Below are 19576 nucleotides of genomic sequence, written 5' to 3'. Positions count from 1 at the left end.
ATTTTGAAATAAAATTTCAACAATCGACAGAAACCGCTACAACTATGATCCCGAACAAGGAGGAAGGTTTATCAATGAGACAAGCCCAACGATTGCTCAGCTTGCTGCTCGGCTTATGCATGGTTGTTACCATGCTGGTACCGATACAGCCGGCGCAAGCGGCGGAAGCGGATCCTGCGGCTGCGCAGCTGCTGGACACAAGACGGCTGGAGATTGCTCCGGACACTTATTATAACTGGTACAGCATGCGGGTACCGAGAGGATTCGAGAAGGTCCACACTGTAGAATTTGATCCGAAGAATCCGAGCCTGGAGCTGATTGCCGGCACCAAGGGCGGCAAAGTGTACGGGATGCAGGGCGTAACGGAGATGGCGAAGTATTACGACAAGCCCGGACAGCGCGTCATTGCCGGGGTGAACGGCGATTTCTACGATTTGACGGGATACGGAACCGGTGTGCCGGGCGGACTGTTCATGGGCGATGGCAAAATTCTCAATACGCCCGACTCGAATTATGGCGTATTCCTTATGGACTATGATGGAACGACAAGGTATGTGCCGAATCCGAAGCTAACCCGGACGGTGACGATCGGCGGTGTGACGAGCGACATTACCCACATTAACCGGTACCGTGCCGCGAATCAGCTCGTTCTGTACACGTTCGACTATGCCGATTCGACGAAGACGAATGAGTTCGGCGACGAAGTCGTACTGGATGTACTGGAAGGTGAAGTCAAGCATGGTCAGACGTTGAAGCTGAAGGTAGCCGAAGTTCGCAAGGATGCGGGCAATACGCCTCTCGCAGCAGGCAAGGTGGTGCTTTCGGCGAGCGGGACGGCAAGACCGATACTCGCGGGACTGAAGGCAGGCGATGAAATTACGGCCAGCTTCGCGTTCCCTGCAGGCTATGAAAATATTAAAGTGGCGATGAGCGGTTACCTGCTGATGAAGGATGGCGTTGTGCTGAACAGCGTTCCGCCGGCCGGCGTACACCCTCGGACCGCCATCGGCACAAAGGCCGACGGTACGGTCGTGATGATCGAAATCGACGGCCGCCAGCCGGGGTTCAGCGAAGGCGTGGAAACGTCGGAGCTTGGCGACATCATGAAAAGCATGGGTGTCATAAACGCCATCAATCTCGACGGCGGCGGTTCCTCTACGTTTATTGCCCGATTGCCGGGAGAAGCAAGCTTCAAACTATTGAACACCCCTTCCGACGGAGGCGAACGGCAAACCGGCAATTCGCTGCTGCTCGTGAACAAGGCGCCGGAAGGCGCGGCGGCCAAGCTGGTCGTACAGCCCCGGACAGAGCGGGTGCTGGCCGGAGCCAAGCTTGATTTGGAGACGGAGGCGGTGGACGGAACCGGCCATCCGGCGGCTATGCCGGGAACGCCAAGCTGGAATGTCGATCCGGAATACGGGACCATCAATGACCAAGGAGTATTCACGGCGGGAGCAAAGGCCGGCACGGCCGAAATCCAGGTATCGGCGAACGGGCTGACGGGTACCGGAAGCGTGGAGATCGTGACGGAGCTTACGGAGCTTAAGTTCCCGGATGTCGAGAGAGCCGTCGACACCGGCGCGTCTATTCCGCTGAAGGTGCAGGCGCTTCGCAGCGGTCAACAGATCGTCGCAGAAAACCGGCTGCTGCAGTGGCGGGTGGAAGGCGATATCGGCACGGTTGATACGGACGGCGTCTTTACAGCGACGAACGAGAGCGGCAAGAGCGGTAAAATTTTCGTTACATACGGCAGTATAGAGACTTCGATGACTGTGAATGTCGGCACCCCGCCGGCGATGCTGGAAGACTTTGAAGGGGATTTGAGCAAATATTTGAAGACGGCCGGCGCCAGCTACAATAAAGCGGTATCGAGCATCACGTATGAAGACGAGTACGTTCGTTTCGGCAGCAAGGCGCTGAAGCTGGAGTACGATTTTATAGGAAAGCCGAGCACTTCGGGTGTGTATTTGCAGTCCATTGCGGGGGCAGATAACTACATCAAAATCCCCGGTTATCCGAAAAAAATCGGCATGTGGGTATACGGAGACGGCAGCGGGTATTGGCTTCGGGCGCAATTGCGCGCGGACAAAGGCAGTGCGAGCGGTACGCCGATCAATTTTACCGATGAAGTAACGGGGGTAAATTGGAAGGGCTGGAAGTACGTCGAGGCGGATGTTCCTGCCGGACTGAAGCCCGATCTGAGGCTGGACATGCCGGTTCGCCTTATGGCTACGGCCGCTAAGGTGAAGAAAGCCGGCGCCATCTATGTGGACAATATCCGAGCCTTGTACGGCCCGTCGACTGACGATATCGAACCGCCGATCATTAAAAATGTCGAGCCGGCCGAAGGGGCTACCATTAAGACCAATGTGCCGAATATCCGGGCGATCGCCGAAGATGCCGGCTACGATCGCACGCAGCATCCGGGAACGACGCTGATCGATCCGGCCAAAATCGCCATGTTCATCGACAACAATCCTGTCACGCACACGTTGTACCCGCCGGAAGGACGCATCGCGCACAAGGTTGATGTGCCGCTGGTGGACGGCCTGCATAAAGCGAAGCTTCAAGTGCGGGACTTGTCAGGCAACCGGACGGAGAAGGAATGGACATTCAATGTCGATACAGGTTCGGCTAAGTTTCAGTACAGTGCACCGTCAGTGACGTTCGCAGGCGGAACGTATGCGGTGGAGATTAAGGGAAGCAACGTGAGTATGATTCTCGGCGGGGAGCTGAAGTTCCAGTTTGACCCGACGAAGGTGGAGGCGCTGCAGTTCGTTCCCGGCGGCAAGCTGGGCGGCGGTCAGGCGCAGGCAGTGGTCGACTCGGCAGCCGGCACGGCGCAGGTCACGTTCAGCGGACTGAGCGGCCTAGCCCTGACTGACGCCGATCTGCTCGGCAGCATTCGGTACCGCATGAAGCCGGATGCGGAGGGCAAGCATACCATTCAGTTCCAGTCCGGTTCGATCAAGCTTGCGTCATCGCCGGATCGGACTTGGCCGTTCTTCGGGCTGCCGCTCGAAGCGGACATCCAATATGGGCTGGATGTGAGCTGGGACGAGCTAGGCGTCGTTCAGGGACTTCCTACTCCGTTTACGATTACGGATGCGGCGGGGGCGGCGGCATCCGATGCGAAGCTGCTCGTCGACGGCGTAGAGCGCGGCACGGCTGATGCCGCAGGCAAGCTCACCTTGACGGACTTGACCGCTGCACTGAAAACCTATAAGGTTCAGGCCGTTAAGGATTCGGTGTATAGTCAGGTGAAGACGCTGACGGTGTCGAAGCTGTTCGGAACGACGACCCCATATAATGTCAATGTAAGTATGGGGACCGATCCGAAGACCGAGCGGGGCTTCACCTGGCATACGCATCCGAGCGTAGAGTCTACGGTAGTAGAACTGGCGAAGCTGGACGGATTTACCGGATTCGACCAGCCGGACGTAAAGAAAGTGGCCGGCGGCAGCTCGCTGTTCGTCACGTACGATATCGGTACGGTTCGCGTTCACAAAGCTTTGGTGAGCGAGTTGGAGCCGGGCACGACGTATGTATATCGTGTCGGGGACGGCAGCGGCAATGTGAGCGGACAAGGATCGTTCAGCACCGCGCCGGAGAGCGGCGATCACCTGAAATTTTTGTTCTTTGGCGATTCCCAAGCGGCCGACAGTGCAGGCTTTGACAAATGGGGCGCAACGCTAACGAAGGCTGTCAATGAACACCCGGATGCGGATTTCCTGGCTCATGCGGGCGACATGGTCGACTCCGGACATCTGGAAGCACAGTGGAATTTGTTCTTCGATAAAGTGAAGCAGCAGCTTATGAACACAACATTCGTGTCCGTTCTCGGCAACCATGAGGTAACCGGCACGAAGGGCATCAGCGATTTCGCACAGCATTTCAATCAGCCGGGGAACGGTTTGGATACGCTCCGGGGAACTCATTTTTCATTCGATTATAAGGACGCGCATATTGTCGTGCTGAACAGCGAGTATCAGTATGCGGAGCAGAAGGAATGGCTTCGTCAAGACCTCGCCGCAACGAAGCAGAAGTGGAAAATCGTATTGTTCCATCGTGGTCCTTACGGCAGTATTTATGACACGGTGGAAACTCGCTCCAGCTGGACGCCGGTGTTCGATGAATTCCAAGTCGACCTTGTACTGAGCGGACATGATCACATCTACCTGCGGAACTATATGAAGGGCAATCAGCAGGCGGCAGCCGGCGAGGGTACGGCCTATGTGGTTGCAGGCTCGACGGGGCCGAAGTTCTACGATCTGGTGCCGAAGCCTTGGACGCAGTTCTACGACGGCGAGCAAACACAGATGTATGTAGCGGTAGAGACCGTCGGCAATGAAATGACGGTCGTTACGAAGACAGTCGCGGGCCGCGAGGTTGACCGGTTTACGTTGAGTAAGAAACAAGCGGAGTCGGTCGTATTGAATAAGCCGGAGGTACAGTTACCATTAGGTGGATCGGTACAGCTCGAAGCAACGGTTCTTCCGGCAGATGCGGCGGACCGCTCGGTGACATGGTCGGTGTACAGCTCGACGGCGCCTAGTGTCGTTGAGGTTACTAACGATGGGCTGGTGAAGGCGATAGGCGTAGGCTCGGCGGTCGTACGTGCATCCAGTGTGATTGAAGGCGTATATGCGGACAGCTTGGTCAGGGTGCTGGACAGTGCTCAAGCGATCCGAATCAGCGGCAGCAGCGAGCTTACGGTCGGGGCATCCGAAGTCACGGTGACGGAGATTGTCTATAACGGCCGATGGATTCCAGTAACCAGTGGAGTGATGTACGCCAGCGAGCGGACCGAAGTAGCGGAGATTCAAGCTGACGGAACCGTCATAGCCAAATCCGCCGGGCAGACGGTCATCAGCGCGACTTACGGTGAGCTGAGAGACAGCTATATGCTGACGGTGACGAATCCGGTTGTAGAGCTTCGATTGTCGGTAGGCGACAAACATATGAAGGTCGGCGATTCAAGCCAAACAGTGCTCACCGCCGTATATGCCGATGACAGCAGCCGGCACATTACGGATGGAATTGTATATACGAGCAGCGACAATGCAATCGTAAGCGTGAATACGGACGGCCTGATCAAGGCGCTTCGGGCAGGTGAAGCGACAATTACCGCTTATTATGGAGGGAAGTCGTCAGCTGTCACGGTGAAAGTGACGGAGCGCAGCGATGATTCATCGGATTCATCGGATTCGCCGCAGACACCGGTGCCGAGTGCAAATCCGCCGCAGCAACCTCAAACCAAGCTCGAGGAGCAGCTGAAAGCGGGCGGGGCTCTGGAACTGCAAGGTGACAAGCGGCAGCTGGAGCTGCCGGGAACGGTGCTGGAGCTGCTGCAGGACAAGCCATCAATCACGGTAAAATCCGAGCAGGTGGCAGTAGAGATTCCAAGCTCGATTCTAAGCAAGCTGTTGGAGCTCGTACCTGCCGACCAACGCAAGGACAGCACGATATCGTTCGGTGTGGCGCCGGTCGCAAGCCGTACAGTAGAACAGGCTTTACACACGGCGGGGCAGCAAAATGGCGCGACGATCGAAACGGTCGGAGATGTTCTGGACTTCCATTTGGAAGTAAAGACGAAGGATGGCAAGACCGGCAAGCTGACGAGCTTTAGCGAGCCGATTACGTTGACATTTAACGCCCAACCGACAGCGGATCGACGGTTAGCCGGTGTATATTACATTAGCGATTCCGGAGAGCTGGAATACGTCGGCGGCAAATGGGTAAACGGTACTTTGGTTGCATCGGTGACCCATTTCAGCCAATATGCGGTGCTCAAGTATTCGAAGTCTTTTGCCGACGTGCCGGCAGGCCATTGGGCAGCTGACGAGATTCAAGTGCTCGCAGCGAAGCATTTGGTGCAGGGCATTAACGAACGCGAATATGCATTGACGCGGAACGTAACGCGGGCCGAGTTTACCGCTCTGCTCGTACGTATTCTCGGCTTGAAGCAAGAATCCGGAACTACGTTCAAGGATGTACACGCGGAGGACTGGTTTGCCCAAGACGTGGCCAAAGCGGTGAAGGCTGGTATTGTGAACGGCGTCAGCGCCGATACGTTTGCTCCGCAAGCCGATATCACCCGCCAGGAAGTGGCGGCCATGATCGTGAGAGCGCAGCAATTCGCAGGGGCAGGCGACAGAGCAAGCGGGGGAGCAGTGATGGTGCAGACATCGTTCGCCGATATGGAGGACGCACCTGCCTGGGCGCAGGAGGCTGTAGGAGCCGCGTACTCACTCGGTCTTATCCAAGGACGTTCGGACACCCGATATGAACCGCAGGCAGCCATGACCCGTGCCGAAAGCGCACAAGTCTTGTATAATATGCTGCAGCTTATAGAGCGGCAAACGAAATAAGCCGGCAAGAGGAAAAATGCTAAACGAAAAAGCTGCTCCACAGGTCTGCATTCAGACCATGCGGAGCAGCTTTTATTCGTTATCCATGTTATTTCAACAACTGCATGAACACAGCCAGCATCTTGGCTGCTTCTTCGCGCGTCGCGGTGTCGTTCGCCGCGAACTGCACGCCGGCTTGGCCGGAAACCGTCTTACCGCTGACGATGCCTGCTTGCTGCGCTGCTTGCGCCGCCTGGACCGCATAGGCCGGAATGGAAGCCTGGTCGGCGAATGCCGCAGCGGCGTGCGTGGCCGGCAGGCTGAACTTCAGGCTGTCCGCCGTGCGTACGATCATGGCGACCATCTGGCCGCGCGTTACGCGTGCCGTCGGGTCGAACTTGCCTTCTTCGATACCGTTCACGATGCCGTACGCCGCCGCCCATTCGACGGCTGCCGCGTAATAATGCTCCGGCTGAACGTCCTTGAAGCGGGTGGCAGCCGGCTTGCTAAGCTCAGCACCGGCGATTCGAGCGAGAATCAGCGCGAAGTCGGCGCGGGTAATCGTGCTGGTCGGAGCGAATCGGCTTGTCTCGACACCGTTCACGATATTGCGGGCCGATAAGTAGGTGATCTCGTCTTTCGCAAAGCTGTTTGCCGTATCAGTGAAGTCGACCTTGTTATAGCCGATCGCGTAATGCGAGAAGTGCTCTACCGAGAAGGTAAGCTGCTTCGTCGCCGGGTCATACTTGGCATTGCTGATGAGTACGAGTTCACCGCTGTCGGAGATATAGTAAACGATGATAGCGTTCGGGTCTTCTCCTGCACCCAGCGTATAAGGGACATTCACATCCACCAAGCCGCCGGCAAAATCGGACACCCTCTTGTCGCCTACAGTTACATTGAAATCGAACACCGGACGGTCCTGCACAGCTTCGGTAACGGCGCTGCGCTTGTTTGCCGGTAGGCCGGCGGCGACGTCCGCCGCATCGGTCTTCGCGATGGAGACCGAGACGGAAGACTGCTGTCCTGCCGCTTGCGATACGGCTGCTACGGCTGCCTTGTCAAAGGTCAGCGTGCCGATGCCCGCATTCAGGCTTACCGCTGCGACTTTGCTGCTTGCCGCTTGTGCGATGGCCGGGGAAGGCAGCTCGACGACGGCTTGCTTCGCATTGCCGGATACATTCGCTTTAATTTCCAGAACTGCGGTCTTGCCGCTATTCGTACCGGACTGCTCCAGAGACTTTAACGCGCTAGCCAATTGCTCTGCCGTCACAACGGCGCGAGAGTTGCCTTGGGCGTCGGTCGTTGCATGGACTTCGACAGTTGCTTTGACTTCATTGCCTGTCGATTGTACTGCAGGCTCCTGAGTTTTTGCTGTGTCGGTGTTAGCCGGTTCTTCGACGGATGAACTTGGACCAGGCTCACCACCACCACTACTAGAAGCAGACGCTACCGTCACGACAGCTTCCGCGATTCCGTAGCCGTCCGCACTGATGGCGGTAATTACAGCCGTCCCTGCAGATACAGGCGTAACAAAGCCATCTGCGTTCACCGAAGCGACCCCGGTATTGGACGATGTCCAAGTAACCGTTGCTGCGCCGGTGCCGACGACGTCAGCCGTTAGCTGCCGGCCAGACTCTCCGGCTGTCAGGTTGAGCGTCTTTGTATTCAATGTCACCTTAGTAACATTAAGCTCCAGCACGCCTACGGTTCCGCCCACTTCATAAGCTACCAGCAGGAGAGGCTTACCGGTCGGGCTAATCGTTGCCGGAATGAATTCGATCCCTTCCGGGCCGGTGTCGGTCTGTAAACCTGCTGCAAAATCACGCGTATTCACATAGCTCGCAAACACCGGCGCGAGCGGATTCGTTACGTCGTACGCCATAATGCCGCCGATGCGCTCCAGACCGATGAAGGCGAACGTTTTATTGCCTACCTTGCCGACGCGAATATCTTCCGGCTCCGGCCCTTTCTTCGTGGAGCGGCTGTCAAGGGTCGAGTTGGTGTTGCTGGCATTGAAGTACGACGGCAGGCGCTCGGCGGTCATTTGTTCGAACGCCTTGCCGCTGTCGAACACCTGCGTCATCGTCGATGCGTCCCAAACCGAGAAGGAGCGGCCGCCGTACAAGTACACGCCGTCCTTGCCCCAGTCGCTGGCAACCTCGACTTTGTTGTAAGCCGACGTTGAACTCAGGAAGTCCGCCGCTGCGGTGCCCGGAGTCAGGCTGCTCTTGATTTTGCCGATCTCCGTAGCGTTTTCTCGTCCCGGCCACTCGGTGGCATCGCCTTCGTTGGCCGTGAACAGATACGTTTTGTCGCCGACTTGCGAAGCGGCAATACCATCCGGCATATAGATGCCTTTGAACGGCACGTTCTGCAGCAGCGCTTTGTCGTCCTTGATCAGGTCAAGCTTGTTGTTCGGGTCGTTCAAGTCTTTCAGGCCGAGGCCCTTCACGGACGTGACCGTCCGGTTCACGATATCGATCGTGGCGATAGCATTGTTCTCTTGCAGCGTCACATACGCGATGGTGCCATTCTCAGAGATGGCGATGTACTCCGGCTCCAAATCATAAGCCGCATCGGCTTTGCTGCCTTTGCCGACAATCAGGTCCGTACTCGGATCAGCTGCACCGCGAATATGAACGGCATCGTCGATAACCGCCGGGTTGTCGAAATACACGTTTCCGACAACGCCGGTCGTCGTATCCAGGATTGTGATGCTGCCTTTCGGGTCCTGACCCTGCTCGCGAGGCTCGCCTTCGTTGGCGGTCAGCACATAGCGGCCGTCGGCCGTCGATTTGATCATGTCCGGCTGCGCGCCCGCCTCGTACGAATCCAGCAAATTGCCGTCGTAGTCGAGCACAAGAATTTTGCCGTTCTTCCTGTGATCCGCTTCCTGAACGGCGAGGAAAACCCGGTCAACGGCCGTGTTGACATCTACGCTCGTCAAGTCTCCGTACACAAAGCCTTCCGTTTCGGAGAGCTCCTTCACGGCGACCGATTTCACTTTCTCCGGCGAAGCGCCGTTGCCCAAACTCACGATGTCTAGAGACGGTGGATTCGAGGCGCCGTTTACCAGGTAAAACTTCCCGTTTTCCTTGTTGAACTTAACGATCTCCGCAACACCGCCATCTTCATTAGGGGAAGCGGCCTGGTAGGAGCCGATCTTTGTAATGGAGAAGAGATCCTGAGGTCCCGCAGGAGCGGCTTGTACATTCAAGACCAAATTCGCATATACACTGGCATTGACCGAATCGGTAACCGTAAATTTCACGTTATGGGTACCGACCGTGCTTTCGGCAGGAGTCCCGTAGATACCGCCGGTGACCGTAGCGATTCCCATTCCGCTAGGCAGGCCGCTGGCTTCGAACTTGTACGGCCCGGAGCCGCCATAAACCGCGAGCGTTGCCGAGTAAGAGGAGCCTACCCGCGCATCGTTCAGGCTCGTTGTCGATATGCCGAGCGCCTGAGAGGTGCTGCTGCGCGGTCTTACGAGGGCAAGGTCCTCGCTGCTGATCGTTTCGAAATCAATTTGCTGGAAATCGGCTTTGTTATTGTCGGTATCGGCGAACTCTTTGCGGCGCACCGACTTCTTCTTCGAGGTACCCTCCGCAGATCCTGTCGGGTGGGCCGTCTCATAGCCGTCGATGGTACTGCCGGAGTCGTTGCTTCCGGTACCGATCATATCCACATAACCGTCAGGCTTTGCGGCGAAGGGGTTCTTTACGCTATTGTCCAATGCGGCCGTCGTGCTGGTGAGAACGACCTTCATTCCCTTGTTGGCAAAGAATATATCCCAGCTTTGGTCGCCTTTTCCCGCCAAGTTAACCCGCGGGCTGGTCGCACCTGTCGGTGAACCGGTAATCAAATAATAGGACTTAGTCGGGATCGTGCCGGTCAGGTCCAGCTTCATCCAGTCACCGGTCGGTCCGTTCTTGTTCGTTTGTCCGGAGTAATGAAGAGACCAGCCATTCAGATTAACGGCTGCATCCGTCGGATTATAAAGCTCGATAAAACCGTGCGAAACAAGGACACCGGAGTCAGCCGCCCCTGTTCCGTACACCTGATTGATCATGACATGCGGTACAGTCTTATCGTAACTGCCGTTCGAAGCATAAGGCGTTCCCGGCAGCGGCGCATCCGCCGCAGAAGCCGTTCCGCCGACGAGGAACAAGCTGCCCGCAAGCTCTAACGCAAGCAGTAGAGCGAGTGAGCGTTTCCATTTTCTTCGTAAACCCGTAATCAAATTTCCAGCACTCCCATCTGTTTAGTGTCATAATGCTTCAAAACCATTGTAAATTCGATTTGTAAAGGGCATTTGTGGAAATGATTAAGGTTTTATGAAGCGGATCTTGACAAAACAAGCCCACTCCAACCGGATCAGGCTCCGGAACAAGTGGGCTGTCTTCGTACATATCTTAAATGTTAGCTATTCGCAGCAGGCGCTCCAGCTTGCGCGGCTCGACCTCGAAATCGGACGAACCGGACCACCAATCCTTGTGCGGCTTTACATTATTAACACCGATATAGTAATAATGCTCCAATCCGATCTGGTTGCTCAAATGCCAGTAATAGTTGGATACGTAATCGGGAGAGAACATTTCCACCACTTTCGTACCGGGCTTCGAGAACACGAGATTCGTCAGTCCCGCGCCATGCGGGCCGACGACGACTTTGGCGGAATGCAGAATCTGCATTTGCTCTTGAACCGATTTGCCCTCCAGATGAACGATCCGAAGTCCGTAATCATACAAAATGCCGTGCAGCTCTTCTTCATTCAGAACGCGCCGCTGCCGGGCCTTCGACCGGGAAATATAGATACGCTCATATTCATCCGAAGCTGTTATATTGCGTTTCTCTAGCAGCTCTTTACGGAGAAAAGAGACCGTCCATTTCGGATAGGTCGACGGATGCGGCGAAACCGGCCTGACGAAAGAAGGGACGAGCAGCCGTTCGAACCGTGCATGAAAATCATGATCGGTCAGAATTCGCTTCGCCGGCGGAATACCGAGCAGATTCAGCGTCTCGTTCTGGAATGAGGAGCGGTCGTTCGGCACGATGTATTTGTCGACCGTGACGCGGCTGCGGCGAATCAGCTCAATGCGGGGCAGTACGTCAAACATCCAGTGGAAGTAGTTTCCGCTCCAGATGAAGGTGAGCAGCGCGGCCGTGCCCGAATAAGTTTTCAGCCGGTGCGGCTCCCACACCTTGAACACGTTGTGCTTGCTGCCGTGAACAAGCCCTTTGCGATAGTCCCAGGAGACATCGCTCAGCAGTTTGTTGTCCGGGGTGATGACAGCCCCGTTCTTCTCCCAGACGCGAGCGTTCGGAATGAGCGCCGTGAAACACGGGGAAGCCTGGAACGTCGTGCTGCGAAAATGTTTCGGCGGCTGCGCATCGAGCCCCTTGCTGTCGGACAGCTTCGTAACGTCGCCGCTGTGATGAACTTTGTAATAGCGGGTATACCGAGTTTTTCCATACCGGGCAATCAAGTACTTCTTCGTCGCGGTATATAGCCCTTGAGGGCGGATTGTCCAGGACGATCGTGCTCCTGCGAATCCTTTCGAAACCGAACTTGCGGCTCCAGCCGTTCTCCCGGATGACTGCTGCGAGCGGGTCTTCGCAAGAGTGCGCTTTGTTCGTAACCGTACCGTTTTCACTTTGTCACTCCTTAGGCAATCAATGATCGGCGTTAGATGATAATAGAGTATTCCGGCGAACGGCCGCGATGATGGTTGATTGTCCCGTCAAAGGTAAAATGGGTGTTGACCCGCAGTCATGATAGTCATATGGATATCAGCTCGGGTAAATTAGACAGTATTTCGGCCGGAAGCCCCGAAGCGCAGCCGCGATTGTCCCGCTGCAATCCGGATAACATAAGCAAAGAACCTTCATTTCCAGGGTACGCTTGGAATTGAAGGTTCTTTTTCGATATAAACAGAGCAAATGGATTCATGTAAACGTACAGCCATTTTGATCAAACTTCAAATGGCTGCACTTTCGCAGTCATCGAGCTTGGATAAGCGGCTGTTTGAGAGATTGCTGTATTTACGCAGGCATTTCCGGCGGGAAGATGCATGTCCATTGATTCGCCTTTTCGGAAGATTCGCCGGAGAACATGGCACACTGCGCCTGCGCCATCTGCCTAGAACAGCTTGGTATCCGAATATTTATCGCGAATTTTCAGCAGGTCCGGCAGGCAGTCGAAGAAGATGTCAACCAGCTTCGGATCGAAGTGCTCGCCGCGTTCCCGCCGGAACAAATCCAGAATGTCGTCGAGCGGCCATGCCTTCTTGTACACCCGGTCGCTGCCAAGCGCGTCGAAGACATCGGCTATCGCCGTAATCCGTCCGTAAATATGGATGTTTTCGCCGGCAAGTCGGTTCGGGTAGCCCTGCCCGTTATATTTTTCATGATGCTGATTGGCGATAATGGCGGCGGCGTTAATGATGCTGCGGTTGGAATGGTTCAGCATGGAGAAGCCGATGCTCGTATGGCTCTTGATGACCTCGAACTCTTCCGGAGTCAGCTTGCCGGGCTTGTTCAAGATGGCGTCCGGGATCGCCACCTTGCCGACGTCGTGCATCGACGATGCGAGCCGGATCAGCTCGGCTTCCTCTTCGGGAAGGCCGTAGCGCAGCGCCAGCAGCTTCGAATATTCCGCCACCCGTTTGACGTGATAGCCGGTTTCCTTCGAGCGCGTCTCGGCGATTTCGCCTAATGTGAAGATGATTTCTTTCTGCGTGTTCTCGACCTCTTCATTCAAATAAATGTTTTCGAAGGCGACCGACACGTTGGAGCAGTAAATTTCGATCAAATAGCGGTCCAGCTCGCTGAGCTTCTTGGAGCCGTCGAAGTAAATGACATTTTCCATCCCGGTTTTGCTCTGAAAATAGCTCACGAAGTGATCCTCAAAGAAGTAGGAGCGCTTCTCCTGAAACGACTGCTCGATCAGCTTCAGCACAGCCGCAGGAACGATTTCGTCGATCCGTTTCTCCACGTCGGATGCGAAATCCCCCGTTGCTGCAAGGACATAAATTTCCTCCTGGCCCTTCGCTACGGCGAAGGAGTTGCAGTGCAGCGCATTCTTATGCAGATTCAGAATCGAGGTCAGCTGCGTCAATACGCCGGAGGCGAATTTCTTCAGCGATTGCAGCTCGAACAAGGCTGCGGACGATTTGATGATTTTCTCCAGGCCGATTTTGTTGTTCTCAATCACCATAATGTCCCGGTATGAACGGAGCGCCGCCATGATCGTCGTGAACAGCTTCTGCGTCGTCAGCTCGGTCTTTTCCTTATAATCGTTAATATCGTAATCCGTAATTACGAGCCGTTCCGGAGCTTGACCGGGCTGGCCGGTCCGCAGGATGATCCGCACCTGGCGGAACTTTAATTCGTCACGAATGAACTTGGCGATCCGCAGGCCGGAATCGTCTTGGTCCATAACTACATCCAGCAAAATAATAGCGGTATCGGGATTCGCTTCGATGATGCGCTTGGCTTCCGCTTCGGTGTAGGCGCTTAGGAACTCCAAAGGCTTGTCGTCAAACACGAAATCGCTCAGCACCAGCTTGGTCAGCTGGTGAACTTCCTGCTCGTCGTCGACGATGAGCAGTTTCCACGTCTCCGTTGCAAGCTCACGCTCGTCCGGGCCGGCCGGGTCTTCGTCGGCGAATATCAGCAGGTCGTCTTGATTATGGGTCATGAAAGTTCTCCCTCGCTCATCGGAATATGGATCGTAAAGGTCGTACCCGCACCGACTTCGCTTTCGCATCGGATCGTTCCGCCCAAGGACTGCGTAACCAGGTTGTAGACGATATGCATGCCGAGGCCCGTACCTCCGGCACCGCGTTTCGTCGTGAAGAAAGGATGGAAGATTTGCTCCACGATTTCAGGGGGCATTCCCTTGCCGTCATCGGAGTAGCGGATCGTAACGCCGGTCTCGCTTTCGGCGATATCGATCCGAATCGTTCCTTCCGCATCGGCATCGTAGGCGTGAATAATGGAGTTCATAATGAAGTTCGTAATGATTTGCGAGAGTGCGCCGGGATCGCTGGTAATGGCGGCCGATTCGCTGCCCTGCACGGAAACCTGAAGCTTCGTCCGCTTGAGATTCGGCTTGAGGCTGACCAGAACTTCCTGAACATACTGCTTGACGTTGAAGCTTCGCCGTATCTGTGCGGAGCGGTCGACGGCGACCTGCTTGAAGCTCTTGACGAGCTCCGAGGCGCGGGCCAGGTTCGTCTGGAGCATGCCGGTCGTTTCGCGCACCGTCTTCAAATACTCCTCCAGGTCGGAGCGTTTCATTCGGCTGGATTCGTAGAGCGCTGCAAACTCCTTCGATTTCTCGTCGATGTACGATGCCGCCGTAACGCCGATTCCGAGCGGCGTATTAATCTCGTGCGAGACGCCGGCAACCAGGTTGCCGAGCGCGACCATTTTCTCCGATTCGACCAGCTGCTTCTGGGTTTGCCGAATGGTGTTCATCGCTTGCTCGAGCTCATTGTACCGGCCTTCGAGGTTATGCACCATTTCGTTGAATGCGGAAGCGACCTCGCGAATTTCCAGGGATGCGTTGTCGAGATGGATATCCTTGTAATTTTGCCCTTGCTTGACCGACAGAGCGGCTTCCCGCACGCGCAGCAGCGGTCGGATGAGCATGGTGCGAATAATGGCGGACAGCACGAACAGGAGGAGGAGTGTTGCGGCCAAGCCTACGGCGATGATCAGTGTCGTGCGCTCCCGGACAAGCTTTGAAGTATCCGTTGTGTCAAGCAGCAGCTCGATGGCCCCGAACGTATTGCCGTCCTCCTTAAGCGGTGCGGCGAGCAGGTCCTTCGGCACGCCGTCAGCCTCGTCCCGCATATGGGTAACCGACGTACGGCCCGATTCCACGGTCTGCAGGATCGCGGGAGGTGTAGGCTGTCCGATCCGCTCCCGGTCCGTAGCTGCCAGAACGGACTTCTTACCATACAATGTGAGCTGCAGCACGTTCTTGTTTTTATATTGGATATAATCGAAAATTTGCTGAACATCGGTGATGCTGTGGGATTCCTCATATCGCCCGTTGATCGCAATGGTCATTCCGTTCAGTTGACTGATGTATGTTTCCTCTACCGATTTCTGCAAGCTGTAAGAATCGAACCATACGATGACCGACATCATCACGAAGGTGACCGCCGTAACAAGAGCAATCATTCTGGACTGCAGACTTAATCTACGAAACAACAAAGCGGGCACCTCATCGCAGCATAGTTATTGGATGGTGAAGTCAAACGACTTGGTAATGTCGTAAGGCGTATGGTCGTTATTATGAAGGGAAACGCGCAGCGTGTGCGGGCCGGGACTTAAGTCCTTGAATACCTGTACCTCGGAGGCGACTGCAATCTTCTCGCCGTCGTCCAGATACATGTGAATATGTCCTTCTCCTTCCTTGCGGGCGGCGCCGAGCTTATCCGGAGCAATGAGCATATCGGTCGTAAGCTTGACGGTGACTTGATTGCCGCTTACCTCGAGCTTGACATCGAGCGTCGGCTTGTGGTCGGAATGAGCTTGAGCATGAGATGAGGACGAAGGTTTGGCGGCTCCGCACGCCGTTAAGCTGATCGACAGCAGAAGGAACAAAATATTCCGTATTTTCAATTGATCCACCTCTTGGGAGGAAACTTGTTGCATCTATTATAGCGCGACCGGGAAAATGGTGTAAACGGCTTCCCGGCTATATATAGGTGTTTTTGAGGGAAATTGTCAAAACTTGTAGCTTGCCATAAAGAAACCCCGCAGGGAAATACCCAGCGGGGTCATGCTTCTTCGCAATGCTGTATGTGGCTGCGGCGCAGGCGACATTAGCCTGTCAGGGCCGCTGCGTGCTGCCCCGGTTCGCCCAGAAGCGCGTACGCTTCCCGCAGCGGGAGCGGACGTCCGTACAAGTAGCCCTGCGCGACTGTGCAGCCGAGCTCCTCCAGCAGCTGCGCCTGCTCCTGCGTTTCGACACCTTCGGCGACGACGTCGAGCTGCAGCGCCGATGCCATCAAAATAATGCCGCCTACTACGGAAACGTGCTTGTCGCCCTTGTCCATATTCCAAATAAAGCTGCGGTCGATCTTAAGCGCATCCAATGGAAACTGGGACAAGTAGTTGAACGAGGAATAGCCGGTTCCGAAATCGTCGATCGCTATCTTGATCCCGAGCTTATGCAGCTCGTTCAACGTATCGATGAAATACGGCACATTCTTCATCGCTGCACTTTCCGTAATTTCCAGCTGCAAATAATGCGGCTCCAGACCGGATTCGATCAGCGCATTATGGATGTTGCGGACGAAGTGGAGCTGGTAAAATTGCGACACCGAAATGTTGACGGCGATATGTTCAAGCGTATGCCCTTGCTCCAGCATGTCCCGGAACTGCCGGCATGCGGTCACAAGCACCCAGTTGCCGATGCCGAGAATATGTCCGCGCTGCTCCGCCAGCGGAATGAACGAAGCCGGTGGAATGAGGCCGCGGGTCGGATGATTCCAGCGAAGCAGCGCCTCGAAGCCGATAATGGAGCCGTGGCGGATCTGCGGCTGGTAATACAGCTCAAATTCGCCCCGGCCGAGCGCCGCAGTCAGGTCGGACTCCAGGAACAGCCGCTCCGCCGAGTCGGCGGCATCGGAAGGGCGGAAGAACTCGTAATGATTGCGCTGCTTCTTGGCGCTGTACATCGCCGCATCCGCATACTTGAGCAGCTCTGCGGCATCTCCGGCATGCTGCGGATAGAGGGAAATCCCGATACTGGCGGAGATGTGCAGCGGAATACCCGATATATGAAACGGTTCCCGGAGCGCGTTCAGAATGAGCTCTGCGACCTCCTGCACATCGTCCACATGGTCGTACGGGGAAATGATGGCCGTAAATTCATCGCCGCCAAATCGGGCAAGCGTTACGCCAAGCGGCAGCTGGCTGCGCAGCCGCACCGAAGCCTGCAGCAGCAGCTCGTCGCCCGCTTCATGACCGAGTGTGTCGTTGACATGCTTGAAGCTGTCCAAGTCGAACAACAGGAAGGCGGCCTTCTGCTTCGTCTCGGCGGCTTGGGCGACCGATTCCTGAAGCGCCGCTTGCATGAAGGTGCGGTTCGGCAGTGACGTGAGCGTATCGCAATAGGCGAGCCGCTGCAGCTTGTCCGTCACTTTCCCGATCACGACGACGTTAAGGGAGGCAACTAAAACAAATGGAAAGAGATCGCTTACAAACTGCTCCAACGGCACGTTCAGCTTCAATTCGAACAGCGTAGCGAGAGCTATTATGGCCGCTCCGAACAAAACAGAGGTGCGGTAGCCGTACTCAACGGCATATAAGAGCAGAATGCTTTGCATAATCCAAATCGGGGAAAATACCGACCAGTCGGGAATGGCCAGAATAAGGCTCAGCAAAGAAATATCCATGACCATCAGCGCAACGGGGAGCTTGCGGGCTTGGCCGCTGAAAGCCTGGGTGTCCACCCATCTGGTTAAAATCAGCGCCCATAGCGAAGATAAAACGATGAGAAATACATAGGACAAATCGAACGCGGACCGGGCCATAGCAATACATATCATGATCGGGGTTAAGAGGTGTCCTAAGGAAAATAACCAGCGGTTGCGCATAAAAGAGCTCCTTTGTCTGTATCAAAAAACGGCGTCTACAGCAAAAAAACCATCCCGAAGGATGGCGGAAAGCTCTCTGACCCATCGTTCGGCAGCCCGGCTGCCTTAGATTTCTCCTTAGGCCCGCAGCTTTGCGTCCTTGCTTTTCAACAAGTTTGCCTTTGTCGCTTTTTCCACATTATACACGAATATAGTCGAAAAGTCCCGTATTTTTTTGTGACAAGTCATTTAACATTAGTACATTTGGCTTATGGGCTGCTAAGCGATCACAACCGGTTCATCAGCCGCTTGATCGATTCGCCCAACCGGGCGGCGTCGAACGGCTTGACGATAAAATCGAGCGCCCCGGCTTGAATCGCCTCCACCACGTTGTACGAATTGCCCATCGCAGAACAAATGATCACCTTCGCCCGCGGATCGACTTGTCGAATTCTGCGCACCGCTTCGATACCGAAGAGCTCGGGCATAACGATATTCATGGTTACGATATCGGGCCGAAGCCGGATGTACATCGACACGGCTTCGAGCCCGTTCTCGGCCTCGCCCGCCACCTCGTGCCCCGTCTGTTCGATCATTTCTTTAAGCAGCACCCGCATGAAAGACGAGTCGTCCACAATTAATACAGAAGCCATCGTCGTCCCCTCCGCAATAAGGTCTATACTGTACCATATGAGACAGCATGCCTTGTCATGAGAGGGGAATGAACTAAATGACCCGCTTGGCGCCGACAAATTTGGGACCCCAGTAGCTGCTCGTCAGCGAATCGATGTGAATGCCGTGTGTCGAAGTAGCTGAAATAAAGGCGTCATTGCCCAAATAAATGCCGACATGACTGATCCGGCCGATCGTGAAGAAGACGAGGTCGCCCTGGCGCAGGTCGGACGAGGCTGCCGGCGTGCCGGACGAAGCCAGCATTTCACGGGACGTCCGGGGCAGGTTAATCCCGTATTGGCTGTACACGTAATTCACGAAGCCGGAGCAGTCAAAGCCTGCGGTTGTCGTGCCGCCCCAGGCGTACCGGATGCCCGTAAGCGATTTCGCCGTTTCGATCAGCCCTCCGATTCGATCTGCTGCTGGTGCCGGCGGAGCCGCAGCGGGGACGGGAGCGATCCAGGCGGGTGCGTGATCCTTGCCGTCCTTGCAAATGATTGCGATGCCGTTTCGGCTGTCCCAGCTTAACATGTAGCCGAGGGTCTCCGTGATGAAGCGGACGGGAACGTATACGTGGCCCTCGTAAAATAGTGCAGGCGAGGCCATCGTCACCGGCTTTCCGTTGATTGCGGCGTCGGCGGAGCCGGTGACGAGCCGGATCGAACGGTCGATGGCATGCAGCGTCAGCTCAACCTCTCCGCCCGCAGGATTCCAGTCCACGAGCAAGTTCAATTGATCGGCGATCGGGCGGACCGGAACAAGCAGGTCGCCGTCGTCGGTAAGCAGCGGGCCGGCCTCTTGAAAGGCGATAAGGCTGTCGTTAATTTGAACCTTGGCCTCCGTCCCGAACACGGACGCATCCGCATGTGCGGACGGGGCGCCCGCAGCGGCGGCTCCGGCCCAAACGGCGCACGCCAGCATCAACGTTTTCCACTTCGCTAACTTCATGTA

The 19576-nt window shown here is 55.6% G+C and carries 9 protein-coding genes and 1 riboswitch; of the genes, 1 reads left to right on the top strand and 8 read right to left on the bottom strand.

The genetic code is table 11. The features are described 5' to 3' along the window. Positions 1-74 precede the first annotated feature (74 nt). On the top strand, positions 75-6371 hold the full coding sequence (locus ACFFK0_RS16370) for a phosphodiester glycosidase family protein (RefSeq protein ID WP_377471338.1): 6297 nt from the start codon (positions 75-77) through the stop codon (positions 6369-6371). An 88-nt stretch (positions 6372-6459) separates the two neighbouring features. Here the strand turns inward: ACFFK0_RS16370 and ACFFK0_RS16365 are convergent, their stop codons facing one another. From ACFFK0_RS16365 to ACFFK0_RS16330, 8 genes are all read right to left on the bottom strand, one after another. After that, on the bottom strand, positions 6460-10596 hold the full coding sequence (locus ACFFK0_RS16365; RefSeq protein ID WP_377471337.1) for a choice-of-anchor I family protein: 4137 nt from the start codon (positions 10594-10596) through the stop codon (positions 6460-6462). A gap of 172 nt (positions 10597-10768) precedes the next feature. Then, entirely contained in the window at positions 10769-12010 is a 1242-nt protein-coding gene (locus ACFFK0_RS16360) for a glycosyltransferase family 61 protein (RefSeq protein WP_377471336.1), read from the bottom strand. Positions 12011-12495: 485 nt separating this feature from the next. Further along, a complete protein-coding gene (locus ACFFK0_RS16355; protein ID WP_377471335.1) occupies positions 12496-14055 on the bottom strand; it encodes a DUF3369 domain-containing protein in 1560 nt (519 codons plus the stop codon). Further along, a complete protein-coding gene (locus ACFFK0_RS16350; protein ID WP_377471334.1) occupies positions 14052-15578 on the bottom strand; it encodes a sensor histidine kinase in 1527 nt (508 codons plus the stop codon). The genes ACFFK0_RS16355 and ACFFK0_RS16350 overlap by 4 nt, the downstream gene beginning before the upstream one ends. Before the next feature lie 27 nt (positions 15579-15605). Continuing rightward, entirely contained in the window at positions 15606-15992 is a 387-nt protein-coding gene (locus ACFFK0_RS16345) for a hypothetical protein (protein ID WP_377471333.1), read from the bottom strand. 203 nt (positions 15993-16195) lie between these two features. Continuing rightward, the gene (locus ACFFK0_RS16340; RefSeq protein WP_377471332.1) at positions 16196-17974 is read right to left on the bottom strand and encodes a putative bifunctional diguanylate cyclase/phosphodiesterase; all 1779 of its coding nucleotides are present in this window, start codon (positions 17972-17974) and stop codon (positions 16196-16198) included. 87 nt (positions 17975-18061) lie between these two features. Beyond that, a riboswitch (cyclic di-GMP riboswitch) is annotated at positions 18062-18144 on the bottom strand. 96 nt (positions 18145-18240) lie between these two features. Next, on the bottom strand, positions 18241-18606 hold the full coding sequence (locus ACFFK0_RS16335; RefSeq protein WP_377471331.1) for a response regulator: 366 nt from the start codon (positions 18604-18606) through the stop codon (positions 18241-18243). Positions 18607-18679: 73 nt separating this feature from the next. Then, positions 18680-19573, bottom strand: a complete 894-nt coding sequence (locus ACFFK0_RS16330) for a C40 family peptidase (RefSeq protein WP_377471330.1) — start codon at positions 19571-19573, stop codon at positions 18680-18682. Positions 19574-19576 lie beyond the last annotated feature (3 nt).

The organism is Paenibacillus chartarius, assembly GCF_042432825.1.
Lineage (GTDB): Bacteria > Bacillota > Bacilli > Paenibacillales > NBRC-103111 > Gordoniibacillus > Gordoniibacillus chartarius.
Note: the sequence above shows the minus strand (reverse complement) of the source record. Positions and strands in the feature narration are given on the sequence as shown.

Coding starts and splice junctions, on each gene's coding strand:
- ACFFK0_RS16330 (WP_377471330.1), bottom strand. CDS start 19,573: ATGAAGTTAGCGAAGTGGAAAACGTTGATGCTGGCGTGCGCCGTTTGG.
- ACFFK0_RS16355 (WP_377471335.1), bottom strand. CDS start 14,055: ATGACCCATAATCAAGACGACCTGCTGATATTCGCCGACGAAGACCCG.
- ACFFK0_RS16340 (WP_377471332.1), bottom strand. CDS start 17,974: ATGCGCAACCGCTGGTTATTTTCCTTAGGACACCTCTTAACCCCGATC.
- ACFFK0_RS16335 (WP_377471331.1), bottom strand. CDS start 18,606: ATGGCTTCTGTATTAATTGTGGACGACTCGTCTTTCATGCGGGTGCTG.
- ACFFK0_RS16370 (WP_377471338.1), top strand. CDS start 75: ATGAGACAAGCCCAACGATTGCTCAGCTTGCTGCTCGGCTTATGCATG.